We start from the raw sequence: 26,097 nt of genomic DNA, 5'->3' as shown, positions 1-26,097 counted from the left end.
GGGTAAGATTTCCGCTATCTTTGCAATGATGATTATTCATGTTTCCGGCCGAATTGCCATCCGTATCATTACGGTCTAGCTGTGTCGGGGCCAAAATGGGGGCATGGAACAGACCTGCCGGCGCAGCCGGCAGGATCAGGAAGCGATCAGTCTTTCCTCAACTGATCCCGGATGGGCAGTTGACGGATGCGCTGGCCGGTCGCGGCAAAAATCGCGTTGCACAATGCCGGTGCAATAGGCGGTACGCCCGGTTCGCCCACCCCGCCGAGCGGCGTATCGAAGTCGGTAGCCGGCAGCAAATGTACCCGAATTTCGCGGGGCGCATCATCCATGCGGGTGAGTTCGTAAGTGTGGAAGTTATCCTGCACCACCGCGCCGTCCTTGAAGCTGATCTCGCCCAGCGTGGCCAGACTGACGCCCATGATGCAGGCGCCCTCGATTTGCGAACGGATGCGTTCCGGATTGACCTGGGGGCCGCAGTCCACGGCCACGTCGACTCTGGGAATGCTCAGGCTGCCGTCCTCGCCGACGGCGGCTTCCACCACGACAGCCACGTAAGTGACGAAGCTGTAATGGGCGGCGATGCCCAGTCCCCGGCCCTTGGGCAGCGTGCGTCCCCAGCCGGCCTCGCGCGCGACGGTTTCAGTCACACGGCGCAGACGCCCGGTGTCCACCGGGTACACTTCGGGTGATTCGCCCTGGTTCCAGGTATCTTCAAGGGTGCGCGGATCGATACGGCGAGGCGGACCGATCAGGTCCAGCAGGTAATCCTTGGGATCGAGACCAGCCTCCGCGGCCAGTTCGGCGACGAAAGACTGAATGGCGAAGGCATGCGGGATGTTGGACACCGAACGAAACCAGCCGATGCGGGTATGCGCCTCGGCCTCGGGGTTTTCGACCCGCAGATTGGGGATCGCGAAAGGCACATTGATGACGCCCATGCCGAGTTCGGCCGTCATCTGGTGTTTGCTGTCGGGCGCGAAAGTGGATGAAATGGTGGGCGCCACTGTTCTGTGCAGCCAGGCCACCGGCTTGCCCCGAGCGTCCAGTCCCGCCTCCAGGCGCTCGACTGAAACCGTGTGGAAATAAGAATGATGCAGATCGTCCTCGCGAGTCCAGGTCAGCTTGACCGGCTGGCCGTCCATGGCCTGCGACAATAGCGCCGCCTCGATAATGTAGTCGGGTTTGGATTTGCGTCCGAAACCGCCGCCCAGCAGGGTGACGTATACCGTGACTTTGTCTTCCGGCAGTTTGAGCCATTTGGCCACGCGCTCCCGCGACACCTGCGGGGCCTGCGTGCAGCTCCAGACTTCGCACTGGCCGTTGACGATGCGGGCCGTCGCTGCCGGCGGCTCCATCGGCGCCTGGGCGAGATGCGGGAGGTAGTATTCGGCCGACACCCGTTTGGCCGCGCCTTGCAACGCGGCATCGACGTCGCCGCTGTTGCGTACCACTTTGCCCGGTTGGCGCGCGGCGGCCTCGAGCTCGGCCCGGTAAGCCGCCGAATCATAGCTGCCGTGAGGACCCTTGTCCCATTCGATCTTGAGTGCCTCGCGCCCCTGAATGGCCGCCCAGGTATTGCGGGCGATCACGGCTATGCCGCCGAGCGGGTTGTAATCGGCGGGCGGCGGACTGCCCTTGAGCTCGATGACGCGCACCACGCCCGGTACTTTAAGGGCCTCGCCGGCATCGTAGCTCAAGGCCTTGCCGCCGTATACGGGCGGACGGGCTATCACCGCGTACAACATGCCCTCGAGGCGGACATCGATGCCATACTGTCCCTGGCCCTTGATCATATCCTGCCCGTCGTAGAGGCCGACCCGGCCCTTGCTGATGTAGCGGAACTCCGAAGGTTTCTTCAGGCGCAAACTGTCGCGGTCAGGCACCGGCAGTTTTGCCGCCGCCTGGGCCAGCTGACCGTAGCCGAGTGTTCTGCCGGTCGCGGGATGACGGACTTGGTGCTGCTCGGTGCGGACTTCCTGGACCGGCACTTGCCATTGCGCGGCCGCCGCCGATTCCAGCATGGCGCGGGCCGCCGCGCCGACCCGGCGCATGGGCAGGAAAAAATGGCGCATGCTGCGGGAGCCGTCGGTATCCTGGTTGCCGTAGCGCACTTCGTCGCCGGGCGCCTGCTCGACGCGCACGCGTTGCCAGTCGGCTTCGAGTTCGTCGGCCACGACCATGGGCAGGCTGGTACGTATGCCCTGTCCCATTTCCGAGCGGTGGCAGACGATAGTGACCGCGCCATCGTCGGCTATGGCGACGAATACCAGCGGGTTGTCCACCCAGCCGTGCGGCATGGCGTCGGCGCCATACTTCGCCTCGTCTGTGTGCGGGGCGGTTTCGTCCGCCTTACTCAGCAGGGGAAAGCCGGCGGCCAATACGAATCCGGTGAGCGCCAGCTCCTTGAGAAAGGTGCGGCGGCTGATGTTGACGATGTGCAGTTCATCCAATTCGGGGCGATCCAGCGGCTTTTTCATGACTTGGTCTCCTTCTTCAGTCCGGCAACCTGTTTGATGGCGGCGCGTATGCGGGGATAGGTGCCGCACCGGCAGATATTGCCGCTCATGGCCGCATCGATATCGGCATCGGTGGGTTGGGGTTTTTGTTTGAGCAGGGCCGTGGCCGCCATGACCTGGCCGGGCTGGCAATAACCGCATTGCGGCACGCCCAGCGCCAGCCAAGCCTCCTGGACTTTCTTCCCGGTCGCATCCTGGTCGATGGCTTCGATGGTAACGATTTTTTTGTCGATGGCGGCCGAGATGGGCGTCACGCAGGCGCGCGTGGGTTCACCGTCGAGATGCACCGTGCAGGCGCCGCACAAAGCCATGCCGCAACCGAACTTGGTGCCGGTCAGGCCCAGATGGTCGCGCAGGGCCCAGAGCAGGGGGGTGTCCGCCGGCAAGTCGACCTGATGGGGCTTGCCGTTGATATTGAGCGTGGTCATGGGGCATTTCTCCCTCGAGTCGTTAAAAATGCAAGGTGCCGGCCTTAGGTATCGGCTGCGTGTTGGCCGGAATTCTACACAGGCTTCATCGGAGCGTAAAGGCGCCTAAGCGGCGGCTTGTGGCGGAATCCGCCTGTTACTTAGTCCGTCGCCGGCAGTGTTTTGCTCAATGGCTCGCCGCAGCCGCCCCGCCTTACCAGCACCATTTCGCTGACGATGGACAAGGCGATCTCTTCCGGCAGCTTCGCGCCCAGGTTCAGTCCGGCAGGCGCCCGTACCCTGGCGAGGCGGGTCTCGGGGCAGCCCTCTTGGCGCAATCGCTCCAGTACCAGTTTGGCGCGCTTGCGGCTGGCGACCAGCGATATATACAAGGCTTCCGATTGCAGCGCACGGGTCAGGGAGTCGTAATCGCCCTTGTGATGCGTGGCGATGACCACGAAATCGCCCGTTTGCGGCTGCAATTGCTGATAGCGGCTGTCGTCGCTGATCACGCGCAGGGCCGTGGGAAAGCGCTCGACGGTGGCCTGCGGGTCGTTGACGATCACATCGAAGCCTAAGCGCTGGGCGAATTCGCAAAGGCTTTCCACGATGCGCCCGTGTCCCATCAGCCAGAGCAGGGGCTTGGGTAAGACCGGTTCGACATACACGCGCATGCTGCCGCCGCAAGGCATGCCGGCGCCGAACACTTCATCGTTCAGGTCAATTTCGATCACGCGGGGTTCTCCTGTATCAAGGCACTCAAGCGCTGTCCCGGACACCATGGACTGCGCGCAGCCGCCGCCCACCCAGCCGGCAATCACCTTGCCCGACAGGTCGATCAGCGCCTTGGAGGCCGGTTTGGCCGAGGATGAGCCCAGTATTTCCACTACCGTGGCCAGCGCATAAGGGCGGCGCGCTTCGTGCAGTTCCAGCTGAAGGTTGAGAAGGTCCCGGCTCATGATGATGTCCCTATTTCTGTCCGGATGTCCACATCCTCCGGTCTGTCGATGTCCCGAAGCACGCCCGGGTCATCGCAGTCGATAAGGCGGAGCTGTTCCAGATGGGCCTGAATCACCGTTTTCGCGCCGGTGTCGCCGTTCAATGCCGCCAGGTTCGGGCCCAAGACCGGTGAAAAGCCTACCGGATGCCCGCGCCGGCCTTGCCAGCACGGCGCCGCGATCCGGGCGCCCGAGCGTAGCGCATCGGCCACGCTTTGGATGGTCGCGGACGCTATCCACGGCATGTCCGCCAGCGCGACCAGCCAGCCCGCGGCTTCCGGTCGGGCGCGAACGCCACAAGCCAGGCTCGCGCCCATCCCTTGATCGGCATCGACGCAGATCTGAACCGCCGCGCCTTCGGCCCGCAGTCGGGCCGCCAATGCCTCGCTGCCGGGGCGGACCACCGCCAGCACCGCATCGGTGCCGGCCAACAAGTTGCGGCAGGCACGCACTGCAACCAGGTCGCCATCGGGCAACAGATGGCTCAGTTTGTCGGCGCCAAAGCGCCGGCTGGCTCCGGCGGCCAGCAGTATGCCGACAATCGGGGCCATCAGCTTAAGTACAACCCTGGATGACGGTTTCGCAAGACTGATGCATGAATATTCATCGGTATGGCTGGTTTTGGGTGAATAGAGCCGGCAAGACTAACACCGCCGCAGCCTGATTAGCAAGATCCTTCAGACTGGCGCCGCTAATGCGTCTGGCCGGGAAGCGTGAACCGGAAGGTCGAGCCGATGCCTTGCTTACTCTCCCTCTTTTTCCGGATCGGTTTCCAGCTTGTCGAAGATGACGGTAAGGCGATCTTCGGGAATACCCGCGCCGTTATCGCTGACCCAGCATTCGACAGCCGTCAGCGTTTGTGTCAGCGCGCCAGATTCAGTTTTCAATCGGATTGGTTTATACTTGCCGCAATGATTAGGTGCCCTGGCGCGCGGTCCGCGCGCCAGGGTGAAACGGAAAGTCCGGTGCGATTGGCCTCAGGTTCGGTCAAATCCGGCGCAGCCCCCGCTGCTGTAAGCCTGATGTATCACCTCTATGCCACTGTACGTTAGGAACGGGAAGGCGGGTCGATACAGATGACGGCAAGCCAGAAGGCCGGCCTGATCATATGAAGGACACCGACTCCGGAGGGGAGCCGTATGCCAGTGACGCAGCCCGGGCTGTATTACGCGTACGTGTTTTCCCAAGATAGCAGTCGGCTCCCATCCCTTACTTTATTAGGAAACCCGACATGCTCGCTGAACCCCATTCAAGCCAGACGCTTCGCCTGACAACCACACGCCTGATTCCCGCCTTATCAGCGATTATGCTGGGCTTTGCCCTGCTGCTGGTTGTTGGCTTTGCCCCGATTGCCGAAGTGCATAACGCGACCCACGATACCCGCCATGCTACCGGCTTTCCTTGCCACTGATGCCCGGCACGTTCAAACATATTGTATTTTCCGCGCTACCGGCCGGTATTGTCGCGGCGCTGCTGCTGTCCATGCTGCAGATTTTCTGGGTGACGCCGTTGATTCTTCAGGCCGAAACCTATGAAGTTGCCGCTGAAGCGGTTCATCATGAGCATGCTATCGACCCTGGGCTCGATGAACTGGCCTGGCAACCGGAAGACGGCTGGCAGCGGACCTTATCAACGGCCGGCAGCAATATAGTGATGGCCATCGGCTTTGCGCTGATGCTGACGGGGGCTTACTCACTGCGAAAGCCGCCTGGAATAGGGCGGGGCCTGGCCTGGGGATTGGCCGGCTACGCGGTATTTTTTGCCGCCCCGGCCATAGGGCTGCCGCCGGACCTGCCGGGCACGACAGCCGCGGATCTGATGGTAAGGCAATACTGGTGGCTGGGTACGGTGGTGGCGACCGCGGGCGGGCTTGGGCTGGTTTTTCTACAGGACAACTGGCCGCTAAGGATGGCCGGCGTGCTGCTGTTGCTGATACCGCATCTGCTGGGTGCGCCGCAGCCTGAAGTGGATGAAAGCCTGGCGCCGGCGCTGTTGCAAAACCAGTTCCGCTGGGCCAGCGCGCTCAGTAACGCGGCGTTCTGGATGGTATTGGGCGTGCTCTCGGCACTGATCTTTAACCGTTTGCAAGGCAGAAGCGAATGACTCTTTCCAATAACACCGAAGGCGCCACTGGCCAGGTCTGGTTCGTCGGCGCAGGCCCCGGCGACCCGGAGCTCATTACCGTCAAAGGCCAGCGCCTGCTGCGGCAGGCCGGCGCCGTGCTCTACGCCGGCTCCCTGGTCAATGAGGCCGCTACCCTTTACGCCCCGGCTACCTGCCTGGTCCGCGACTCGAAAGACATGACCCTGGAGGAAATTACTGGCTGGTTGATAGAGCAGGCGCGGCAGCATAAAACCGTGGTACGGTTGCAAACCGGCGATCCCGGGCTGTATGGCGCACTGGTCGAAATGGTACAGCCGCTCGATGCGGCGGGTATTCCCTGGGCCGTAGTGCCGGGAGTGTCTTCGGCGATGGCTTCTGCCGCCGCGGCTGGCGAAACGCTGACCCTGCCCGAGGTGACGCAGACGGTGATCCTCACCCGTGTGGCCGGACGCACGCCGATGCCGGCAGGCGAGGATCTGGAATCCCTGGCTTCGCATCACACCACGCTATGCATCTTTTTATCCATCACCCTGCTGTCGGATGTGCAACGGGCTTTGCTTGCCGCAGGCTGGGACGAAGAAGCGCCGATCCTGGTGGTGCAAAAAGCCAGCTGGCCGCATGAAGAAAAGATCGTCCGCGGCACGCTTAAGGACATTCGCGAAAAGTGCCGCGCCGAAAAGATCAACAGCCAGGCGATGATCATTGCCAGCCCGGCACTGGGCGCCCGCCATTGGCCGGAGATCCGGCATTCAAAACTCTACGATGCCGGGTTTTCGCATCGTTTCCGCAAGGCCGTCAAACCATGAGACAGGATATGAATCAGCAAACCATTTTATTGATCGGACACGGCTCGCGCGAGACGTCCGGCAATCTCGAAGTCGAGGCCTTTGCCGATCAATGGCGTGCCCGCCAACCGCAACGGCGCCTGGAAGTCTGCTTTATCGAATTTGCCGAAGTGCTGATTGACGAAGGTCTGGATCGCGCGGCCCGACACGGGGGGCAGGTCGTCGTGGTGCCGTTGATTCTCAATGCCGCCGGCCACGTCAAGATGGAGATCCCCGAGCATATCGAGCATGCCCGGCTGCGGCATCCGGAGGTTGAGTTTATCTATTGCCGCCACCTGGGCGCCAGCGAGGACATTCTGGCTATTCTCAAGCGCAATCTGCGCAAAGCCATGACCAGCCTGGACATGCCCGACCCGCGCAACACCGGCGTCATTCTGCTGGGCCGCGGCTCTTCGGACCGGGTCGCCAACGGCGAAGTGGCCAAAATGGCGCGCTGGCTGTACGAAGACGGCGAGCACCCGATGGTCGATATTGCCTTTACCGGCATCACCCATCCGCGCCTGGAATCGATGGTGCAACGCCAGGCCAGGCTGGAAATGCGGCAGATTGTGGTGCTGCCGTACTATCTGTTCACCGGTACGCTGATCGAGCGCATCCATCGCCAGATGGCGGGCTTGCAGAGCCAATATCCGCGCATCCGTTTTGCCCAGGGCGATTATTTGGGCTTTGAGGACGAAATTTACGCCATGCTGGAACGGCGCATCGATGAAGCCGCTCATACGCAGCCCCCGGTCATGATGGAGTGTGACGGCTGCAAATACCGCGAATTCGCCGCTGATCACGGCCACCACGCTCATCATCACGCATAACAGGTTACACCATGAACAATATCGTCACCGAACAGCTTACCGACGCCGGCCGCCGGATTGAACACGATTCGTTTGCCATCGTCGACAACGAGGCCGGTCCGCACAGCTATAGCGAGCAGCAATGGCAAGTGGTGCGGCGCATGATCCACGCCTCGGCGGATTTTGAATTCAACGGCCTGACCCGCTTCCATCCCGATGCGGTGGCCGCCGGTTTACAGGCCATCATTCGGGGGGCGCCTATTGTCGCCGACGTGGAAATGATCTGCGTGGGCTTGTCCAAACCGCGCCTGGATTACTTTGGTGTCGCCACGCATCAATTCATCGCCGATGAGGATGTGGTCGCCCAGGCCAAAGCCGAAAACAGCACCCGTGCCGTGCAGGCCATGCGCAAGGCGCAGCGGCTGAATTTGCTGGACGGCGGCATCGTCGCGGTCGGCAATGCGCCGACCGCGCTGCTGGAAGTGGTGCGCATGATCAACGACGGGCAGATCAAACCCGCGCTGGTGATCGGAATGCCGGTGGGGTTCGTTTCCGCCGCCGAATCCAAAGCGGTAATGAGCGAAATTGACGCGGTGCCCTGGATGGTCATTGACGGGCGCAAAGGCGGCTCCACCCTGGTAGTGGCCGCGATCCACGCCTTGCTGGCGCTGGCCGAAGCGCGGCAAAAAGCGGCCGGCTGATCTGGCGCATGGAAAAAAAGGCCAAAGGCACCCGCAAGGGCTACACCACCGGCGCCTGTTCCGCGGCGGCGGCACGGGCGGCGGTGCTGGGCCTGGTGGACGGCGCGGTGCCCGAGGCGGTCGATTGCGATTTGCCCAACGGTCAGCGGGTGCGCTTTGCAGTCCGCGACGGGCGCTGCGACCGCAGTGCGGCGCATGCTGTCGTTATCAAGGATGCCGGCGATGATCCCGATGTCACCGACAAGGCGCCGTTGACCGCCGATGTGCGGCTATTGCCGGACGCGCCCGGTGTGGTGTTGCTGAAAGGCGGCGAAGGCGTCGGCACGATCACTATGCAGGGCCTGGGCCTGGAGGTAGGCGGGCCGGCCATCAATCCGGTGCCGCGGCGTAACATCGAAGCCAATGTGCGCAGTGCGGCCGGCGCCTTGCTGGAGCGGGCGGGCCTTGAGCTGACCATTTCCGTGCCCGGCGGCGAGGACATGGCGAAAAAAACGCTCAATTACCGTCTCGGCATTGTCGGCGGCATTTCCATCCTCGGCACCACAGGCATTGTCCATCCGTATTCCACGGCGGCGTTCCGGGCCAGTGTCATCCAGGGCATCGAAGTGGCCGCCAGCCAGGGCCGGGATACCGTGGTGCTGACCACGGGCGGGCGCACGGAAAAATTTGCCATGCAGGCACTGCCCGATTTGGCGCCGGCCTGCTTCGTGCAGATGGGCGACTTTTTGAAATACGCGCTCGATACCGCCGTTGCATGCGGAATCCGGCAGATAGTGATCGGCGGCATGGTCGGCAAGCTGACCAAGATCGCCCAGGGCGAAACCATCACGCACGCCAACCGCAGCGCCGTGGACACCGAATTACTGGCGGAACTTGCCGCCGAAACCGGCGCGCCCGCGGAAGTCTGCGCCGACATCCGCCAGTCGGAAATGGCCCGCTACGCCAGCGAGCGCATGGAAGCGCTGGGGCTGATTGGCGAATTTTATACGGCCCTGGGTCGGCGGGTCATCGCCACCTTGAGCCAACGCTACACCGGCAAATTCCGCCTGCGGGTGCTGATGTGCGACTTTGACGGCAATAAACTGGCCGAAGTTGAAGGAGATGTTTGAGATGACCCACCCTTGCCGGATTATCGGCGTATTGGACAACGGCGTCGCCGGCTTAACGCCGGAAGCGCTGGCGCAGCTGCGCGCCGCCGACATGGTGATTGGCGCCCGCCGCACGCTAGCGTTATTCGCCGATGAAATCAGCGCCGATGCCGAGCGTCGGGACCTGACCGGCCATCTGCCGCAGGTCCCCGTGTGGATAAAGGCGGCGCGCGAGGCCGGCGGACAGGTCGTGGTGCTGGCGACCGGCGATCCCTTATGCCACGGCATCGCCAGTTTTCTGATCGGTAAGCTCGGGCGTGAAGGCGTGGCGGTAACGCCCAATCTGTCCACGCTGCAGCTGGCCTGTGCCCGGCTGGGACTGCCCTGGCAGGCGGTGCGTATCGGCTCGGTGCACAACCGCGACGCCGGCGAGTGGAGCATCGGCGCCACGCCGGCCCACGGCCTGTACCCGTTGCTGACCATGCTGCGCCAGTCCGATCTGACGGCCGTCTTCACCAGCCCGGAAAACAGCCCGGACCGTATCGCCCGCATGCTGCGGATCGAGTCGCTGGCGGACGAATTCGAAATGGCGGTGGCGGAATGCCTGCTGCGGGACAGCGAGCGGATTACCGACTGGCTGGCGATCGACGAGGCCGCCGGCCGCCGCTTCGCCGATCCCAATATCGTCCTGTTGCGCCGCCGCCGGCCTGCCGCGCGCGAAGCCATGTTCGGCCTGCCCGATGAGCGTTTCAACCAGCGCAAGCCCGACAAGGGATTGATCACCAAACGCGAAGTGCGGGCGGTGTCGCTGGCGCGGATGGCCTTATTGCCGGACAGCATCGTGTGGGACATCGGCGCCGGTTCCGGCGCGGTCGGGCTGGAGGCGGCCAGATTGTGCCCGCGGGGCCATGTCTATGCCATCGAGAAGAACGAGGCCGATGCCGAGATCGCCCTGAGTAACCGGGCCAGTCTGCGGGTCAGCAATTATACGCTGCTGCATGGCCGCGCGCCGGTCGGGCTGGAAAACTGGCCCGACCCGGACGCGGTGTTCATCGGCGGTTCCGGCGGCGAGTTGCGCGAACTGATCGCTCTGTGCCTGCGGAGGCTGCGCCCGGGCGGCCAGCTGGTGATGAATTTCGCCACTCTGGAAAATCTGTCCACAGCGGTGGAAGCGCTGAAAGCGGCCGGCGCGCAATGGGATGTGCTGCAGCTGCAAGCCGCGCGCAGCAAACCCATTTTGGACATGCACCGCATGCAGGCGGAAAACCCGATCTGGATTGTCTGCGCCGAGCGCGGCGAGGGCGGCCCGGACAATGCATAATCATTTAATGCGCCTGAAAATCAGTGCGCAAAGCCGGCGCAGGTGCGCCATAGCTCAGTCCAGCGAGCAAACCTCGGAACAAAACACATGAATACCCCCAAAACCGGCCGACTGTTCGGCGCCTCGCTCGGTCCCGGCGATCCGGACCTGATTACCCGGCGCGTCTGGGCCTTATTGCAGCGGACCGACGCGCACTGGGCCTACCCGGTGCGGCGCAAGGACGCCGAAAGCCATGCGCTGCAAATCGCCCTGCGCGCGGGCTTGACGCTGCCTGACGCGCATTCGCCGCTGATTTTCCCGATGACCCACGATGCCGGCATCCTGGCCGGCTACTGGCTGCGTGCCGCCGAAACGGTGCTGACTCATCTGCATGCCGGTCAGGACGTGCTGTTTCTGGTCGAGGGCGACGCCTCCACCTATTCGACCTTCGGCCATCTGGCCCGCACCGTGCGCGCGCTGGACGAAAGCATCATGATCGAAACGATCCCCGGCGTGCCGTCGTTTAACGCCGCCGCCGCGCGCGTGGCCATGCCGCTGGCCGACACCGACGAAACCGTGGCGATTATTCCGGCCAGTTACGGCATCGCCATGATCGAACGTCTGCTCAATGACTTCGACACGCTGGTGCTGCTGAAGGTAAAACCTTTGCTGGATGATATTCTCGATCTGCTGGAACGACGGGCGCTATTGGCCGATACCGCTTTTGTCGAGAAGGCCGGCACGCCGCAGGAGCGCATCGAACGCGACGTGCTGCAACTGCGCGGACAGAAGGTCAACTATCTGTCCCTGCTGCTGGTGCGCAACCCGGGCCGTCAGCGCGGCGAAATGATCCGCGGCTGCCGCAAAAAAACATCCGAACCCACCGAAGAGGCTCAATGACCACTCCCTCACAACCCCGTATCGCGCTGGTCGCGATTACCAAGCACGGCTTATCCCAGGCCCTGCGTCTGGCCGCTCAATTGCCCGATGCCTGTCTGACGGTATCGGAAAAATTCGCGGATGGCCTGCCCGCCCTCGGCAATCCTGTCGAAGTGCTGCCCGGCGCGCTGAGCGCCAATATGGGCGGTCTGTTCGCGCGCTACGACCAGCTGGTGTTGTTTATCTCGCTCGGCGCCGTGGTGCGGCTGATCGCCCCGCATCTGAAATCCAAGGACGAAGACCCCGGCGTCGTGGTCGTCGACGATGCCGCGCGCTATGCGATTCCGGTATTGTCCGGCCACGTCGGCGGCGCCAATGCCTTTGCCGAGCAGGTGGCCGCGTTGCTGGGCGCCGAAGCGGTGCTGACCACGGCCTCGGATGTCGGCAAGACCATCCCGGTGGATATTCTCGGACGCGAGCTGGGCTGGCAGGTCGAGGCGCCGAAGCTCAACATCACCCGCGTCTCGGCGCACGTGGTCAACGAAGAACCCATCGCTTTCGTGCAGGAAGCGGGGGCCAAAAACTGGTGGACGCGGCCCACGCCGCTGCCGGCCAATATTCATCTGTTCGAACGTTTCGAGGCGGTGGATTTGTCCCGGTTCAAAGCCGTGCTCTGGGTGACCCGCCGAGACATTCCCTCGGAACAGTGGCAGCAGCTGGCCGAACGTTTGGTGGTCTACCGGCCGCCGCTGGGGCAGGACTGATGAAAGTCATGCTGGGACTCGGCTGTGACCGCAACACGTCTTTAGCGACCCTGCGCGCGGCCGTCGAACAGGCGCTGGCCCTGGCCGGACTGGATCAATCCGCCGTCGCGGGCGCCGCCAGCATCGACAGGAAAAACGACGAGGCGGCCATCCTGCAACTGGCTGCCGAACGCGCCTGGCCGCTGTATTTTTTTACCGCGCAGCAACTGGCGCAGGTGCCGGTACCCAATCCTTCCGAAACCGTGCGCAAGTATATGGGCACGCCGGCCGTCGCGGAGGCGGCGGCATTGCTGGCGGCAGGCGCCGACATGCGCGCGCTGCGGCTGGAAAAACACAAATACCGCGGCGAGGATGGCAAGAACGCCACGGTTTCAATCGCAAGCATGAAAGAGAACAACGCATGAACAAAGGCAAAATTCTGTTGGTGGGCTTCGGCCCCGGCGCTCCGGAACACATGACCTACCGGGCCCGTGCCGCCATCGCCGAGGCCGATGTGGTGATCGGCTATTCCACTTACATCAAACTGGTGCAGGAGCTGCTGGAGGGCAAGGAAGTGATCCGCAAGGGCATGACCGAAGAGATCGACCGCTGCATCGAAGCCTACGATCAGGCCTTGCTGGGCAAAACCGTGGCCTTGATTTCATCCGGCGACATCGGCGTTTACGGCATGGCCGGGCCGACTTACGAAGTGCTGCTGCAGGCCGGCTGGACGCCGGACAGCGGCATCACCGTGGAAGTGATACCCGGCGCCACGGCCCTGAATGCCTGCGCCGCGCTGGTCGGCGCACCGCTGACGCATGATTTTTGCTCGATCTCGCTGTCGGATCTGCTCACTCCCTGGCCGACCATCGCCCGGCGCCTGGAAGCGGCCGCGCGCGGCGATTTCGTCGTGGCGCTGTACAATCCCAAAAGCGGCCGGCGCACCGGACAGATTGTCGAGGCGCAGCGCATCCTGCTGCGGCATCGCAGCCCGGAAACGCCGGTCGCCATCATCAAGTCCGGCTATCGCCAGCGTCAGGCGATCCAGATGACCACGCTGGCGCAGATGGCCGATTGCGAGATCGGCATGCTGTGCACGGTACTGATCGGCAACAGCAGCACGTTCGCCCGCGAGGGCCTCATGATCACCCCGCGCGGCTATGCCAACAAATACGACAACCTGACCGGCGACGCGAAAACCGGCGAACAGGCCGGCCGCTCGCTGAGCATGGGGCTGACCGGCTGGCATGCCTGCGTGCGCAAATATTTGCGCGAAAATCCGGCGGCCACGCCGCGCGAGGCGGCCGCGCATTTCGACGCGCCGCTGGATGAAATGCTGGCCGCCATTGCCGCGGCTCGGCCCGGTGACGAGGCGGGTGACCGGCTGGCGCGCCGGATTGACGCGGAACAGGTCGATGCCGTGCTGAACGCCGCCAATGACTGGGGGCGGTTGCGGGCCGTGATCCGCAGCGAGGCCGGCGCGGTGGCCGAATTGCTGCTGGATGCCAGGGACTTCACCCGGCGCGGGGACTGGCTGAATATGACCAACGAGCATTGCCATCTGCATGTCGACAGGCAGCGCATCGTTAGCGCCTGGTTTCTAAGCCAGGGCGACAGACAGCATGGCGTCTATTTCGTTGACGGGCACGGCGCGGTGGTGTTTTCCCTGTTGCTGGTCAAGGCAGGCGAGACCTTCGATGCCGCCGCGCTGAACGCTTATCGCGACGCCTGCGAACACTATGGTCGGGCCATTGCGCCCATTGAAGACGTTGAAACCGAAGAGGCGACAAGCGATGAATGATACGGTGCTGCCGGAAAAGCCCAAAATGGGCAACTACAAACGCCATTTGCTGGTTTGCACCGGCCCGCGCTGCACGCTGAACGGCGAGTCGCAAGCGCTGTTCGAAAGCCTGGGCGCCAAATTCAAGGCCGCGGGACTGGATCAGGGCGCGTTGCGGGTCAAGCGCACCCGGGTGTCGTGTTTCGCCACCTGCAAGGCGGGACCGATCGTCTGCGTGCAGCCGGACGGCGTCTGGTATTACCAGGTCAACGAGGCCAATCTCGAGCGCATAATTCAACAACACCTGATCGGCGGTGAACCGGTGTCCGAGCTGGTTTTCCATCAAGGGCCGGCCTGCCATGAAGACTAACAGCGTAAGCTGCCCGGCGCTGCTGGTAACCGCCCCGGCTTCCGGGCACGGCAAAACCTCGGTGACTGCGGCGCTGGCGCGTTTTCACAGCCGTAACGGCTTGCGCGTGCGCTGTTTTAAAACCGGGCCGGATTTTATCGATCCCACACTGCTGGCGGCGGCCTCGGGGCAGGCCGTCTACAATCTGGACAGCTGGATCATGGGCAGCGAGCATTGCCGGCAATTGCTTTATGACGCCGCGGCCGAATCCGATCTGATTCTGGTGGAAGGCGTCATGGGCTTGTTCGATGGCGAGCCGAGCAGCGCCGATCTGGCCGAATTATTTGGCCTGCCGGTTTTGCCGGTGATCGATGCGGCGGCGATGGCGCAGACATTCGCGGCGGTGCTGCATGGGCTGGCGACATTCCGCCCCTCGTTGACGGTTGCCGGAGCCGTCGCCAACCGTGTCGCGTCGGCGCGCCATGCCGATCTGTTGCGCACTGGCTTGCCGGCGGGGCTACAGTTGGCCAGTCTGCCGCGCAATCCGCAAGCCAGTCTGCCGGGACGCCATCTGGGTTTGCAGCTGGCCGATGAAATTGCCGATATAGCCGGGCGCCTCGATCAACTGGCCGATGCGATCGGCGAAACCTGGCTGGCCAAGTTGCCGCCCGCTATTGCGTTCGCCGCGCCGGCCCGCTCGCCGAAGCCCGAGCCTTTGCTGCAGGGCAAAACCATTGCCGTGGCGCGCGATCGGGCGTTTTGCTTTCTGTATCAGCAAAATCTCGATTGTTTGCGCGATATGGGCGCCCGGCTGAAGTTCTTTTCGCCGCTGGCCGATGACGCATTGCCGGACGCGGATGCGGTTTACCTGCCGGGCGGTTATCCGGAACTTTACGCCGATACCCTGGCGGGCAATAACCGGCCGCGCGCGGACATTCAGGCGCATATCGCCCAGGCAAAGCCGCTGTTGGCCGAATGCGGCGGCATGATGTATCTGACGGAAGCGCTGCTGGACGTTGAAGGACGGCGGCACGAGATGCTGGGCGTGATGCCGGGCGTGGCCGTCATGCAGGGGAAACTTTCCGCGATCGGCTCGCAGCAGGCTGAGCTTGATGGACAGATCGTTCGCGGTCATACCTTTCATTACTCGACCTTGCAAACGCCGTTATCCGCTATCGCCCAGGCACAAACGGTTAACGGGCATGGCGGCGAAGCGGTTTATCGGCTAGGTTTGGCGACAGCGTCTTATCTGCACTTTTATTTCCCTTCCAATCCGGAAGCAATCGCCGGGCTGTTCCTGGCTTGAATTCGCGCAAAACATTTCGGACGGGCAACCGCTCCGTCCGGCTGCCGTTAGAGCGTTTATTCATTAGTCGGAAACATTACCTTCAGACATGCGTCGCCATGAAAATAAGTCATTCACTGATCGACAGGGCGTCAGAGGTATTCATAAATCTGGTAGGGTACGCATCGCGTACGAGACTGTGAAAGAATTAGTGAAAAACGTCATAAAAAGCCTTATTCACCACGAAGATCACGAAGGACACGAAGAAAAAATTAACTTAATCAAAAACTTAAAACTTCGTGTGCTTCGTGTCCTTCGTGGTTAAATCCTTTAAATTGAATACTTTCACAGTCTCGTACCCTACTGTATTTTTCAGGTAGCCTTGGGGCATCCCGTTCATGGTTTTCATGCCCGGCACGGTCACGCCGGAATTTGATCACGACATGAATCCAGGCCGGCAGGTGTCGGCCAATCATTCCCCCAGGAAATCCCCGCGCTGATGCTGCCACATGGCGTAATACTTGCCCTTCCGGTCAAGCAGTTGCTGGTGCGTGCCTTGCTCGATGATGCGGCCTTTATCCAGCACGATGATGCGGTCCATGTTCAATATCGTGGACAGCCGGTGCGCGATCACGATGGCGGTCTTGTCCTTGATCAGCTCAAAAATAGCCACCTGGATCTGTTTTTCGGTCAGTGAATCGAGCGCGCTGGTGGCTTCGTCCAGCACGACGATGGGGGCATTTTCCAGAAAGGCGCGGGCCACGGCGATGCGCTGTCTTTCGCCGCCGGACAGTTTGACGCCGCGCTCGCCGACCAGCGTGTCGAACTGTTCCGGGAGCTTTTCAATGAATTCCTGGCAGCGCGACTTGCGCGCGGCATCGATCAGCCGTGCTTCCGGGATATCGGCGCCCAGCGTGATATTGTCCCGCACCGAGCGGTGGAACAGCTCCGGCTGTTGCGGGACCATCGAGATCTGCCGGCGCAAAGCCGCCAGGGTGAAGGTCTTGGCCGGCATGTCGTCGAAAAACAGACTGCCCTGCTGCGGGTCGAGAAAGCGAAACAGCAGTTTGGTCAATGAGGATTTGCCGGAACCGGACGGGCCGACCAGCGCGACTTTTTCGCCGGCCTTGATGGACAGCGAAAAGTGCTCGAACAGCTTGGACTGTTCGGCATTCGACGGATTATAGCTGAAGTCGATGTTGTCGAAGCGGATGGCGCCTTTAGTGATCTTCAGCGGGCGGGCATCGTCGGCATCGGTTTCAAAGTCCCGCAGCCTGAACACCTCGGTCATTTCGGTGGCATCGGCCAGGGCCGTGAAAAAATTGCGGAAATTGCGCCCGAACTCCCACAAACGCTGGATCAGCATGAGCATGATCGATTGAAACAGCACGAATTCGCCGACCTGAAAGTCGCCGGTCTGCCATTTCCCGATCATCAGGTAAACCAGCAGCAGCTCGATGGCGAAAGTCATCAGGCCTTGCACGGCAAAGGAGATGAACATCAGTAGCCAGGCGATTTTCTTTTTGCGGTAGACAACATCCGAGGCCCGGTTGACCTGGTCCTGTTCCTGGGCTTCCAGGGCGAAGCTTTTGACGATGAAGATATTGCCGATGGCGTCGGAATAGGTGCCGCCGACTTTGGAGTCGGCCTGGGCCACGGCCTTGTCGAAGCGCAGTTTCCAGATCGAATAGGCGATGTTCCAGGTGATGAACAGCACCACCCAGATCAGGAAATAAAACGCGAATCGGGGTTGCTGCCGGAAGAAGATCGCGAACGAGATCACGACCGCGACGATATTCATGAAGAACTGGAACAGGAACCAGTCCATGATGATTTCAAAAGACCGCGAGAAGCGGTTGGCCTGCTTGATCAGGCTGCCTGAAAAGCTGTTCTCGAAAAAAGCGTATTTCTGTTTTTTCAGCACCTCGAAGCAGCGTTTTTCCAGCAGATTGACGCCGCCGCCGTCGAGCGGCACAATCGCGACTTCCAGCAGGCGCCATGACAGCCAGACGCCGGCGTAAATCACCATAATCGTCTTCAGGTTGTCCAGCAGCAGGGCCAGGGTTGCATCGGAGTAAGGCGCCGCCAGCCCGTTGGCGATATTTTTATAATAAAGGGGCGCCGATAAATCCAGCACGACCGCGCAGGTCAAGGCGAACAGGGCCAACAGGAAAAACCATTTTTTCTGCCAGACGACCCGGGCGTATTCTTTGAAGATAATGTCCATTATTATGTGCGGTTTAAGTGTTTTTTCAGGTGGCTAATTTAACATGTCATCACCCTGAGCCGGCGTTGTTTTAGCTAAGTAATGGGCATGGAATAAATCAGGGAATTGTAGGTGCGAATGAATTCGCACCTACATCGGAAATTCCATCCGCGCACTTGAGGAAGTTATTTTATGCGCGTTCCTAACCCGGATATTTTATAACTGATGTTACGCGGCCAGTTGAAGTTAGATCGATTTAATAAAGTGTCGCTAGCGCGACGGTTTTATTTAATCGGGTTCCTCGTTCCCACGCTCCCGCGCACCCTGAAGGGCATAAATGGGAACGCATACCGGGCCATACGGCGTGCCGCTCCCAAAGCCCGGTATGGGTTCCCACGGAGGAGAGGCTGTGAAAGAATTAGTGAAAAACGTCATAAAAAGCCTTATTCACCACGAAGATCACGAAGGACACGAAGAAAAAATTAAGTTAATCAATAGCTTAAAACTTCGTGCTCTTCGTGTCCTTCGTGGTTAAATCCTTTAAATTGAATACTTTCACACTCTCAGGACCGTGGGAACCAGAAAAAGCAGGGTACGTATCGCGCCCTTTTTCGAGGCGGCAGAGCGACGAAGCCATGGTGGGGCATACAGGGAATGGCCGGCTTGATCGATATTCATATCTTGACCGCACGGCGCAAAACCGGCTATAAGTAGCCGGACTTAACATATTGAAATACAGACATAAAGGCTTTGATCCTGAAGCCTACTAATAATAACCAGTCATGCAAACACCGTTATGAAAGTAGCTGAAAAATATCTTGCAAATACTCGCATCGGTAAGACAGATAAAGGTGTGAGAAATGGGTGTAGATAACTTTCGCGGCGCGGGCTCGGGCAGTACCGGGGGCATCATCAATCGTATCCAGACGCTGTTCGTCGGCCTGTTGAGAATATGGACGATCCCGATTGTCCTGCTGTTGAGTCTTGCATCCGGATTTACCACGTATTACGGCATGTCCCATTTCATCACGCCGTGGATCGCCCTGATCATTACCGTGGCGATTCAGTCCATCATCGTTATCTGTTCGCTCGAGATCGCCGGCATCCACTGGAAAGCCAACCGGACGCGCTATTTGAGCGTGTTGATCTCCCTGATCATTGCCATTAGCGCCTCAATTTCATTTTCCTATTTTCAGTTTTACGAAATTTCGGAACAGGAAAACCTGCATATCGATCGGCTGAATCAGGTCAGGCAGGACGTTAACGATTACCTGAACCAGATCCTGGCCGTGAAAACCGAGATTCTCGAACAGCAGCGCGCGCAGCTCGATCAGGCCTCGAAGGAAGTCTCGCAAGCCTATTTCGGCACCCATCCTGAAATTGCCCCCGAATACAGAAACCAGGTCGGCGAAGGGCCGTTCTGGAAACGCTATAACGAACTTTACCAGGCCAAGGCGCAACAATTCGCCCAGCTCGAACAGGGGTTCAAGCAGTTGGACGACGATATGCGCAAGTTGCAGGCAGGCCTCAGGCAGGTGAGTCTCGGGCAGGATGAAGGCGGCGCCTATCAGACCGTGCTGACCAGCCTCAACGATGTGCAGATCAGATTCAATCAATTGGCGACCGGCTTGGGCCGCGCCGCGCCGGAGGCCCCCGTGTTGATGTCTTACGCGCAGTTTGCCCAGGACGTACAGCCCTCTTTCCTGATGTGGAAGGGCTTTTCCGCGTTCGCGTTTATCTGCGCGGCCATGGTGGATTTTTTCACCGTGCTGCTTTCGTACCGGCTGGAGTTTACGGCGCCCGGGCCGTTGACCGAACAGGAGCAGGAACTGGTTTTCGAATGCCTCAGGCAATTCACCGAGTTTCGCATCAATGAAAATGACGAGCTTGAGATGGTGATCGAGAAAACCGAAATAGAACGGGCGAGGCGTTATTCCGACTGGTCGAGAATGTTCGCGGTCGGTTTTTTGCTAAGCCGCGGCTTCTTGCGCAAGATCGACGCCCGGACCGTCGAATTCGCCCCTAATCTCTATCCGCTGATCGCTGAGCGCATGGGCGATAAAATCCGCGCCATCAAGGCCGATTCCGCCGCTAAAGTCACGCCATTGCAGAAGGCCGGAAATGAATAACGACAACACTGACCTGGAACGATGGCTGGGCGGATTCGATTTCGACCGGGAAACCGACGGCCCGGAGACTTGGGACCCCGGTTTCGATGCCGAACGGCGCCTGGTCCATGCCCGGCTCGGTTTTTACAACAAGCTGTTCAGCCGGCCCGAGAAATTCGTCAAGCGCTTTTATCATACCGTCTACCCGCTCGCGATAGCCGACTGGAGCCTGACGTCCGATAACAAGCTCTATGACGGCTTTTGCACGATCGCGACGCGCCTGGATATTCGCTTCCAGGCGTCGATCAAGTATGCGGCCGACAACTGGGAATTTCTGCCGGATATCAATCAGCATATCAAGGCTTCCTATGCAGGGCTGGTCAGGGATGCCATCGACAGGGAGCTGCTGAATCTGGACGACGGCGCCTGGATACAGTCAGGCCTGAAGGAGACGGAACAAAGAATCGCCCAGGCCGTCAACGAGTTGCTGATGCTACGCAACATCCAATGCCGGACTTTCTGCATCATGAAACCCTCTTTCGAAGAGTTTTCCGAGGACTCGGCGTTGGACGGCCGGTTCGCGCAGGAGTCCGTGTATCTGAGCGTGATTAAAAAGAATTTCGAATTCCGTGAAAAACAGGCTCAGGAGAAACGGCGCCAGGAACAGGAGCTGGAAAATCAGAAGCTGTTACAGAAGCAGCTGCAATTGCAGCAACTGAACAAGGAAGACGAACTGCAAAGACTGAAAGCCATTCAGGACGCGGAGAACCAGCAGCTGCGCCTGAAGGACGAGGAAAAGCTGCTGATCGGGCAATTCGCCATGGAAAAGCGCCTGCATGCCGAAAAAATCCGGCATGAAAATGCCTTGAAAGAGATGGCATGGCGGGCTGAAATCGAGGAACAGGAGAAGCGTCAGGCCCTGCAGCGCGAAGTCGAAGAGCAAAATCAGCTTAATCAGCTGGCGCATGGGGCGCGGTTAAAGGAAACGGCGCTGGAGGCCGAGATCAAGGAATTCGAGAAGCAGCAGGCGCGCTGGAACGAGGCCAAGGAAAGAATGCATGTTGAAAGCCTGAAGCAGCAGCAGCGCCTGCAACAGATGGATCTGGAGGTCGAACTCAAGGCCCAGGAGCGTCAGCAGCAGGAAAGAAGCAGAGTGGAGCAGAAACTGCAGGCGGAAAAGCTTGAATACGAAGCGCGTCTGAAAGACATGCAACTGGAAGCCGAAATCAAGGAAAAGCAAAGACGCTTTGATGCGACGGAAAAATCGGACGAGTATCTGCGCCGCGAAATCGAACTGCTGATACTGGAAAAACAGCGCGCCGAACTGACCCGGGCTATCAGCAAGCCGGCCACCAACCTGTTGGAACCCCCGGAATAACGGTTTCCGGACCTGAATATTGCGCAGGCCATTGTCGAATTCCTCAAATTGCTCAGCAGGGCGCATAGCCTGTCCGGCTCAGGGTTCCCATGCTTTGTGGGGCATGGCTTTCGGATACTCCAGGGTTCCGTTTCGGACCGGCAGCCAATTTTATTTCCATCATTAACTTGCGCTTCCGTGGACATAAAAAAGTCACAATAATGCCGGTTTTGTCATTTTAGACGTTAAAACAGGCAGTCTTATCAGTTCAAAAGTTGCTTATCCTTGTTTTTTCAGGTAAAGGAACCAGGTCAAGCCACTCGCATTTTGAAAAGCATGGGGAAAAACATGAAATCAACGCGGAATATTTTTCTTCCTCTCATACTGTTGTCGCTTGGTTTTTTCCAGGCAGCTGAGGCGGTTGCCGGCGGCCGTCCGATTGAGAACATGGCTCTTCAGTCTTCCACAGGGCCTGTCATGGAAAGGGCTTCTGAGCCGAACCGGCGCATCACTGCGCCTGCGATGGCCGGGCCCGTTTTCGCGGCGGCGCGCGCCAGGCAACCGATTACCGATATGCGCGAGGCTGAAGATAGCGTAAAGCCGGCCGTTCTCCGTACCGCTACGGGTAAGGAGGGCGGCGCCGACAGGGCGAACCTCAAAAAGGCGGCCGTCGAGGAGGGGCAACCGCCGATGGCCATCGATGATGCCTATAACACCTTGCAGGGCACCTCGCTTATCATTACCGCCCCCGGCGTGTTGGGAAACGACCTGTATCACGAGGGCGTCTCGGTGTCGGCGGTTTTGGTCACCGAGGCCGGCAACGGTGCGCTGACCTTTAATCCGGACGGTTCGTTCACCTATCAGCCCGACAGTGGCTTCATCGGCGAGGATCGTTTTACTTACACGACGAAAGACAGTCGCGGCAATTCATCCGAGAGCCCTGCAACCGTGATCCTTACCATCAGTGAAGCGAATGTCGACCCGGTCGCGGAGGACGATATGGCCGAGACGGATGAGGATACGGCCGTGGAGATTGGCGTGCTGGCCAATGATCGCGATCCGGACGACGACGCCTTGACCGTGACCACGGTCACCCCGCCGGTGAATGGTGAAGCAACCATTAACTCGGATAATACGGTCGAATATGTGCCCGATGCCAATTTCAACGGTACGGACAATTTTACCTATACCATCTCTGACGGCGACGGCGGCGTGGCCACCGCCACGGTAACGGTTACCGTGAATGCCGTCAATGATGCGCCGGCGGCGGTCGATGATGCGGCGGCGACGACTATCGGCAAAGCGGTCACTATCCCCGTGCTTGCCAACGATAGCGATGCGGACGGCGACACCTTGACCATCACCGCCGTCACCAATCCGCGCCATGGCTCGGCCACCATCGCCAAAGGCGGCGTCACCTATAAGCCCGACGCCGGATTCAAAGGCGTCGATAGATTCGGCTATACCGTCACCGACGGCAACGGCGACACGGCCACCGCCTCGGTAACAGTAAAAGTGAAGGTGAAGTCCGGTGCCGGCGCCGCGCGCCATTGAAGATCTGTTGATGGCTTGACAGGCGCCTGCGCCAGCGGAAAATGAGCGGCATTATCCGATACCCGACGCGGGTGGGCCCTGTCGGCGATTCCTTCAGACCTTCCGCCAGCGGGGCCGCCTGGAAGCGGCGTTTTTTTTTGTCCGCTTCCGTTCGGGAAGTGTTTGCCGGTGCCGATAACGAGAAGGGACTGGTTTTTTCCTTGAACATCCTTGTTCGATACTGGACTTATTTCCGTATGAACGTCACTTGATCCTGTCATCAGCGGTCATAAGCCGCGCCGCTAGCTTATGGTCGGAGAATTTTTCCAGGGCATGGCCGACTTGCAGGCATTTTCCGCCCTGCGCTTTGTAGTCCCGGCTGAAGTCGTCGATGAATTCCATGACCGTATGGTCGATCAGGTAGCCGTTTGAAAAATCAAACACCAGGGTTTTGCCGGGTTCAAGATCAGCCAGCGCCTTTTTCATCGGCAGAAAGTTTGAAAACAGCGCGGACCCCAATAATTTAACGACGATGGTCTGGCTATCGGGCCGGTGGATTTCGAAATAAATGCGGAACATATTGTCCAGCCAAACGCCGCGCGTGATCTGAATCGCTAATTTTGCGGTCATGCCCAGCGCCACGCCGACCAGCAAATCCGTGGCCAGCACGCCGATAATCGTAATGACAAACAGGAACAGTTGTTCCGCGCCGATAGACAGGACATGCTGAAAGGTCTTGGGCGATGCCAGGCGATAGCCGGTATAGACCAGCAGCGCCGCCAGCGTCGCCAGCGGGATGCTATGGATAAGATGCGGGAACAGCAGGAAAAAGCCCAAAAAGATCAAGCCATGGAAGAAATTGGCCCAGCCGGTTCGGGCGCCGCTTTCGATATTGGCCGAGCTGCGCACGATCTCGGCGATCATGGGTATGCCACCCAGCAGGCCGACGACCACATTGCCCATGCCCACGGCGGCCAGATCACGATCGATATCGGAAGTACGGTTATATGGATCGAGCTTGTCCACGGCGGTGGTAACTAGCAACGTCTCAAGGCTGCCGACCAGGCAGATACTGATTACGGCTTCCCAGAATTCAACGGTCATCGCCTTGGAAAAGTCCGGGAAATAGAAGATGGACATAAACTGGTCGGGAATGTCGACTAAAAACTGCGGCTGAATCAGATGTTCGTGGCTAGCCAGATAGGTTGGGTCCGGGTAGAAGTGGATATGCTCATGCTGCAGGCCGAAAAACTGCCCCAAGCCCATGCCGGTTATCAACACCACCAGCGGTGCCGGTATTTTCCGTACGGTCGGATGCTTGAGCAGCGGCCAGATAATCAGAATCGCCAGGCCGCTCAGGCCGATGAAGGCAATTTCGGGGGTAGGGTACAGCACACTGTGCGGAATCTGGGCAATGGTTGAAAAAATACTCCCGAAGTCCAGGTTGACGCCCAGCATGACATGGGCTTGCTTGGCGATGATGATCAGGCCGATCGCGGCCAGCATGCCGTGTATGACGGACGCGGGGAAAAACGAACTCAATTGCCCGGCCCGATAGACGCCCAGTATTACCTGCAGGACGCTGGCAATGACAATTGCCGCCAGCGTATAGCGATAGCCGGCCATCATATCGCCTTCTCCCAGTGCCTGCACGGCGCTGTAGAGCACCACGATCAAACCGGCGGCAGGGCCGTTGATGGTCAGGTGCGAGCCATTGATTCGCGATACCAACAGGCCGCCGACCATGGCCGAAATGATGCCGGCGGCCGGCGGAAAGCCCGAGGCCAGTGAAATACCCAGACACAGCGGCAGGGCCAGTAAAAAAACCAGGAAACCGGCGGACAGATCGCGGCGCCAGTTTTCCGTTAAGCCCGCTAAACCGGTTTTAGGCAGGCGTGGTTGCATAGGTTTATTCATAAATTTATTCTTAATTTTTTTAAAAAATCGGATTCCCGGAAACTTAGGGCGCCATCAGTTTAAGCGGATCTACCCAGAAAGACGAGCCTTGGGCGGCCTTTTAAGCCGATGCGCCCCTTCATCTGGCTGGGTTGCCGAATTATAGCTTATTACCGGTTTTGCCGAATGAACGCGCAGGGCCGCAATTGACTGTTTGACGGTTTTTTAGGATTTGAACTTTGGATTATTCGAGATTGCCCTATAATAAAGCCAATCTAACGGTCAAATAACGAGGCATTTATGGCAAACGTGGATTTTTTACATGAGGTTATTAACGATGAAGGCTATGTGGCCGCGAATTCGCTGGCCAAGGTGCTTCATATTACGCAGCATGACCTTGCCGAGGTGACGGGCCTGTCGCGCGACTCCGTGTCCAAGAGCGCCCGGGTCAAGAGCAAAACGACACAAACCCGATTGCGGGATACCGTCGAAATCATCAACCGCGTCGCGGAATGGTCCGGTGGCGCAGGCCGGGCCTTTGCCTGGTTCCGTTCTCAGCCGCTGCCCTCGTTCGGGGATAAAACGGCCGAGGATCTGGTAAAGGAAGGGCGCGCCGCCGCCGTTAAAGCCTATCTTTCCCGTATCGCCGACGGCGGCTACGCTTGAAACTCCCCACCCGTCAATTCACCGGCATCGTCTACCGGGCCCATCATCCCATGTGGGCTTATACGCCGCTTTCAGGGGAGGGCGCCAAAAAGCACGGCGGACGCTTCAACCGGCCCGGCAACAGCGCGCTCTACACTTCACTGGATCCGACCACGGCCTGGATGGAAGCGCAACAGGGCTTCCCCTTCAAACCCCAGCCCATGACACTGGTGGCGTATCAGGTCGACTGTGCCAGTATCGCCGATCTGAACGACCACGAGATACAGCGGTTCATCGATTGCCAGCTCGGTTGCGCCTGGGAAGACATGGCCTTTCGAAACCTGGAGCCGCCGACCTGGCTGCTGGCCGATCGCTTACAGGCCTGCGGCATCGCCGGCATCCGGGTACGCAGCTTCGCCCCCGGCTGTTCGGCGGGCAACCATAACCTGGTGCTGTGGCAATGGTCGGAGGAAAAACCTCATTCGGTGCAGGTCATCGACGATCTGGGCCGGCTTCCGAAGACGCCTGACTCGTGGACCGGCGGACAGGCGGGCCGGGATTAATCCA

Annotated in this window: 26 protein-coding genes and 1 riboswitch; of the genes, 19 read left to right on the top strand and 7 right to left on the bottom strand. The window is 59.9% G+C overall.

Annotated elements, in window-relative coordinates:
• Window positions 1-146: 146 nt before the first annotated feature.
• The 5 genes from METMA_RS0103470 to METMA_RS26865 form a co-directional block, all read right to left on the bottom strand.
• Entirely contained in the window at window positions 147-2,549 is a 2,403-nt protein-coding gene (locus METMA_RS0103470) for a xanthine dehydrogenase family protein molybdopterin-binding subunit (protein WP_232216317.1), read from the bottom strand.
• On the bottom strand, window positions 2,477-2,947 hold the full coding sequence (locus METMA_RS0103465) for a (2Fe-2S)-binding protein (RefSeq protein WP_020157679.1): 471 nt from the start codon (window positions 2,945-2,947) through the stop codon (window positions 2,477-2,479). Before METMA_RS0103465 ends, METMA_RS0103470 begins: the two co-directional genes overlap by 73 nt.
• Before the next feature lie 140 nt (window positions 2,948-3,087).
• Window positions 3,088-3,885: an XdhC family protein gene (locus METMA_RS0103460; protein ID WP_020157678.1), complete on the bottom strand. Its 798-nt coding sequence runs from the start codon at window positions 3,883-3,885 to the stop codon at window positions 3,088-3,090.
• Window positions 3,882-4,475: a nucleotidyltransferase family protein gene (locus METMA_RS0103455; RefSeq protein ID WP_020157677.1), complete on the bottom strand. Its 594-nt coding sequence runs from the start codon at window positions 4,473-4,475 to the stop codon at window positions 3,882-3,884. Before METMA_RS0103455 ends, METMA_RS0103460 begins: the two co-directional genes overlap by 4 nt.
• A gap of 192 nt (window positions 4,476-4,667) precedes the next feature.
• A complete protein-coding gene (locus METMA_RS26865) occupies window positions 4,668-4,811 on the bottom strand; it encodes a hypothetical protein (RefSeq protein WP_020157676.1) in 144 nt (47 codons plus the stop codon).
• A 13-nt stretch (window positions 4,812-4,824) separates the two neighbouring features.
• Window positions 4,825-5,042, top strand: a riboswitch (cobalamin riboswitch).
• 113 nt (window positions 5,043-5,155) lie between these two features.
• Here METMA_RS26865 and METMA_RS0103445 point away from each other — a divergent pair.
• The 13 genes from METMA_RS0103445 (at window position 5,156) to METMA_RS0103385 (ending at window position 15,806) form a co-directional block, all read left to right on the top strand.
• Window positions 5,156-5,335: a CbtB domain-containing protein gene (locus tag METMA_RS0103445; RefSeq protein WP_020157675.1), complete on the top strand. Its 180-nt coding sequence runs from the start codon at window positions 5,156-5,158 to the stop codon at window positions 5,333-5,335.
• Window positions 5,335-6,027, top strand: coding sequence for a CbtA family protein (locus METMA_RS0103440; RefSeq protein WP_020157674.1), 693 nt, complete (start codon window positions 5,335-5,337; stop codon window positions 6,025-6,027). The genes METMA_RS0103445 and METMA_RS0103440 overlap by 1 nt, the downstream gene beginning before the upstream one ends.
• Window positions 6,024-6,833: a precorrin-4 C(11)-methyltransferase gene (cobM, locus tag METMA_RS0103435; protein ID WP_020157673.1), complete on the top strand. Its 810-nt coding sequence runs from the start codon at window positions 6,024-6,026 to the stop codon at window positions 6,831-6,833. Before METMA_RS0103440 ends, cobM begins: the two co-directional genes overlap by 4 nt.
• 8 nt (window positions 6,834-6,841) lie before the next feature.
• A complete protein-coding gene (locus METMA_RS0103430; RefSeq protein WP_027147004.1) occupies window positions 6,842-7,681 on the top strand; it encodes a sirohydrochlorin chelatase in 840 nt (279 codons plus the stop codon).
• 11 nt (window positions 7,682-7,692) lie between these two features.
• Complete coding sequence (locus METMA_RS0103425) at window positions 7,693-8,361, top strand: precorrin-8X methylmutase (RefSeq protein ID WP_020157671.1); 669 nt, start codon at window positions 7,693-7,695, stop codon at window positions 8,359-8,361.
• Window positions 8,362-8,369: 8 nt separating this feature from the next.
• Complete coding sequence (locus METMA_RS0103420; RefSeq protein ID WP_020157670.1) at window positions 8,370-9,470, top strand: cobalt-precorrin-5B (C(1))-methyltransferase; 1,101 nt, start codon at window positions 8,370-8,372, stop codon at window positions 9,468-9,470.
• A complete protein-coding gene (locus METMA_RS0103415) occupies window positions 9,463-10,770 on the top strand; it encodes a bifunctional cobalt-precorrin-7 (C(5))-methyltransferase/cobalt-precorrin-6B (C(15))-methyltransferase (protein WP_020157669.1) in 1,308 nt (435 codons plus the stop codon). The genes METMA_RS0103420 and METMA_RS0103415 overlap by 8 nt, the downstream gene beginning before the upstream one ends.
• Window positions 10,771-10,857: 87 nt before the next feature.
• Window positions 10,858-11,649 carry a precorrin-2 C(20)-methyltransferase gene (gene cobI / locus METMA_RS0103410; RefSeq protein WP_020157668.1) on the top strand — a complete coding sequence of 264 codons (792 nt, stop codon included), beginning with the start codon at window positions 10,858-10,860 and terminating at the stop codon, window positions 11,647-11,649.
• Window positions 11,646-12,392, top strand: coding sequence for a cobalamin biosynthesis central domain-containing protein (locus tag METMA_RS0103405; protein ID WP_020157667.1), 747 nt, complete (start codon window positions 11,646-11,648; stop codon window positions 12,390-12,392). The genes cobI and METMA_RS0103405 overlap by 4 nt, the downstream gene beginning before the upstream one ends.
• Window positions 12,392-12,796, top strand: coding sequence for a cobalamin biosynthesis protein (locus METMA_RS0103400; RefSeq protein ID WP_020157666.1), 405 nt, complete (start codon window positions 12,392-12,394; stop codon window positions 12,794-12,796). The genes METMA_RS0103405 and METMA_RS0103400 overlap by 1 nt, the downstream gene beginning before the upstream one ends.
• Complete coding sequence (cobJ, locus tag METMA_RS0103395) at window positions 12,793-14,172, top strand: precorrin-3B C(17)-methyltransferase (RefSeq protein ID WP_020157665.1); 1,380 nt, start codon at window positions 12,793-12,795, stop codon at window positions 14,170-14,172. The genes METMA_RS0103400 and cobJ overlap by 4 nt, the downstream gene beginning before the upstream one ends.
• Window positions 14,165-14,521: a (2Fe-2S) ferredoxin domain-containing protein gene (locus METMA_RS0103390; protein WP_020157664.1), complete on the top strand. Its 357-nt coding sequence runs from the start codon at window positions 14,165-14,167 to the stop codon at window positions 14,519-14,521. Before cobJ ends, METMA_RS0103390 begins: the two co-directional genes overlap by 8 nt.
• Complete coding sequence (locus tag METMA_RS0103385; RefSeq protein WP_020157663.1) at window positions 14,511-15,806, top strand: cobyrinate a,c-diamide synthase; 1,296 nt, start codon at window positions 14,511-14,513, stop codon at window positions 15,804-15,806. The genes METMA_RS0103390 and METMA_RS0103385 overlap by 11 nt, the downstream gene beginning before the upstream one ends.
• 451 nt (window positions 15,807-16,257) lie before the next feature.
• Here METMA_RS0103385 and METMA_RS0103375 read toward each other — a convergent pair whose 3' ends face one another.
• A complete protein-coding gene (locus METMA_RS0103375) occupies window positions 16,258-18,012 on the bottom strand; it encodes an ABC transporter ATP-binding protein (RefSeq protein ID WP_020157661.1) in 1,755 nt (584 codons plus the stop codon).
• 388 nt (window positions 18,013-18,400) lie between these two features.
• Between METMA_RS0103375 and METMA_RS27970 the strand changes: the two genes are divergently transcribed.
• From METMA_RS27970 to METMA_RS23830, 4 genes are all read left to right on the top strand, one after another.
• On the top strand, window positions 18,401-18,526 hold the full coding sequence (locus METMA_RS27970; RefSeq protein ID WP_255360584.1) for a hypothetical protein: 126 nt from the start codon (window positions 18,401-18,403) through the stop codon (window positions 18,524-18,526).
• 325 nt (window positions 18,527-18,851) lie between these two features.
• Entirely contained in the window at window positions 18,852-20,120 is a 1,269-nt protein-coding gene (locus tag METMA_RS0103370; protein WP_020157660.1) for a hypothetical protein, read from the top strand.
• A complete protein-coding gene (locus tag METMA_RS0103365) occupies window positions 20,113-21,477 on the top strand; it encodes a coiled-coil domain-containing protein (protein ID WP_020157659.1) in 1,365 nt (454 codons plus the stop codon). The genes METMA_RS0103370 and METMA_RS0103365 overlap by 8 nt, the downstream gene beginning before the upstream one ends.
• Before the next feature lie 327 nt (window positions 21,478-21,804).
• A complete protein-coding gene (locus METMA_RS23830) occupies window positions 21,805-23,010 on the top strand; it encodes an Ig-like domain-containing protein (protein WP_198014453.1) in 1,206 nt (401 codons plus the stop codon).
• Window positions 23,011-23,253: 243 nt separating this feature from the next.
• Here METMA_RS23830 and METMA_RS0103350 read toward each other — a convergent pair whose 3' ends face one another.
• Window positions 23,254-24,906, bottom strand: a complete 1,653-nt coding sequence (locus tag METMA_RS0103350; protein WP_020157656.1) for a SulP family inorganic anion transporter — start codon at window positions 24,904-24,906, stop codon at window positions 23,254-23,256.
• A 279-nt stretch (window positions 24,907-25,185) separates the two neighbouring features.
• Here METMA_RS0103350 and METMA_RS0103345 point away from each other — a divergent pair, with 279 nt between their 5' ends.
• Window positions 25,186-25,551 carry an antitoxin Xre/MbcA/ParS toxin-binding domain-containing protein gene (locus tag METMA_RS0103345; RefSeq protein ID WP_020157655.1) on the top strand — a complete coding sequence of 122 codons (366 nt, stop codon included), beginning with the start codon at window positions 25,186-25,188 and terminating at the stop codon, window positions 25,549-25,551.
• Window positions 25,548-26,093 carry an RES family NAD+ phosphorylase gene (locus METMA_RS0103340; protein ID WP_232216316.1) on the top strand — a complete coding sequence of 182 codons (546 nt, stop codon included), beginning with the start codon at window positions 25,548-25,550 and terminating at the stop codon, window positions 26,091-26,093. Before METMA_RS0103345 ends, METMA_RS0103340 begins: the two co-directional genes overlap by 4 nt.
• Window positions 26,094-26,097 lie beyond the last annotated feature (4 nt).

Source organism: Methylobacter marinus A45, assembly GCF_000383855.1.
In the GTDB taxonomy this organism is placed as follows: Bacteria; Pseudomonadota; Gammaproteobacteria; order Methylococcales; family Methylomonadaceae; genus Methylobacter; species Methylobacter marinus.
This window is presented reverse-complemented; position numbering and strand designations above follow the sequence as displayed.

Bases quoted from the DNA above. Each gene is read 5' to 3' on its own strand.
- METMA_RS0103465 (WP_020157679.1), bottom strand. From the start codon at position 2,947: ATGACCACGCTCAATATCAACGGCAAGCCCCATCAGGTCGACTTGCCG.
- METMA_RS0103460 (WP_020157678.1), bottom strand. From the start codon at position 3,885: ATGAGCCGGGACCTTCTCAACCTTCAGCTGGAACTGCACGAAGCGCGC.
- METMA_RS0103455 (WP_020157677.1), bottom strand. From the start codon at position 4,475: ATGGCCCCGATTGTCGGCATACTGCTGGCCGCCGGAGCCAGCCGGCGC.
- METMA_RS0103445 (WP_020157675.1), top strand. From the start codon at position 5,156: ATGCTCGCTGAACCCCATTCAAGCCAGACGCTTCGCCTGACAACCACA.
- METMA_RS0103440 (WP_020157674.1), top strand. From the start codon at position 5,335: ATGCCCGGCACGTTCAAACATATTGTATTTTCCGCGCTACCGGCCGGT.
- cobM (WP_020157673.1), top strand. From the start codon at position 6,024: ATGACTCTTTCCAATAACACCGAAGGCGCCACTGGCCAGGTCTGGTTC.
- METMA_RS0103430 (WP_027147004.1), top strand. From the start codon at position 6,842: ATGAATCAGCAAACCATTTTATTGATCGGACACGGCTCGCGCGAGACG.
- METMA_RS0103425 (WP_020157671.1), top strand. From the start codon at position 7,693: ATGAACAATATCGTCACCGAACAGCTTACCGACGCCGGCCGCCGGATT.
- METMA_RS0103420 (WP_020157670.1), top strand. From the start codon at position 8,370: ATGGAAAAAAAGGCCAAAGGCACCCGCAAGGGCTACACCACCGGCGCC.
- METMA_RS0103415 (WP_020157669.1), top strand. From the start codon at position 9,463: ATGTTTGAGATGACCCACCCTTGCCGGATTATCGGCGTATTGGACAAC.
- cobI (WP_020157668.1), top strand. From the start codon at position 10,858: ATGAATACCCCCAAAACCGGCCGACTGTTCGGCGCCTCGCTCGGTCCC.
- METMA_RS0103405 (WP_020157667.1), top strand. From the start codon at position 11,646: ATGACCACTCCCTCACAACCCCGTATCGCGCTGGTCGCGATTACCAAG.
- METMA_RS0103400 (WP_020157666.1), top strand. From the start codon at position 12,392: ATGAAAGTCATGCTGGGACTCGGCTGTGACCGCAACACGTCTTTAGCG.
- cobJ (WP_020157665.1), top strand. From the start codon at position 12,793: ATGAACAAAGGCAAAATTCTGTTGGTGGGCTTCGGCCCCGGCGCTCCG.
- METMA_RS0103390 (WP_020157664.1), top strand. From the start codon at position 14,165: ATGAATGATACGGTGCTGCCGGAAAAGCCCAAAATGGGCAACTACAAA.
- METMA_RS0103385 (WP_020157663.1), top strand. From the start codon at position 14,511: ATGAAGACTAACAGCGTAAGCTGCCCGGCGCTGCTGGTAACCGCCCCG.
- METMA_RS0103375 (WP_020157661.1), bottom strand. From the start codon at position 18,012: ATGGACATTATCTTCAAAGAATACGCCCGGGTCGTCTGGCAGAAAAAA.
- METMA_RS0103370 (WP_020157660.1), top strand. From the start codon at position 18,852: ATGGGTGTAGATAACTTTCGCGGCGCGGGCTCGGGCAGTACCGGGGGC.
- METMA_RS0103365 (WP_020157659.1), top strand. From the start codon at position 20,113: ATGAATAACGACAACACTGACCTGGAACGATGGCTGGGCGGATTCGAT.
- METMA_RS23830 (WP_198014453.1), top strand. From the start codon at position 21,805: ATGAAATCAACGCGGAATATTTTTCTTCCTCTCATACTGTTGTCGCTT.
- METMA_RS0103350 (WP_020157656.1), bottom strand. From the start codon at position 24,906: ATGAATAAACCTATGCAACCACGCCTGCCTAAAACCGGTTTAGCGGGC.
- METMA_RS0103345 (WP_020157655.1), top strand. From the start codon at position 25,186: ATGGCAAACGTGGATTTTTTACATGAGGTTATTAACGATGAAGGCTAT.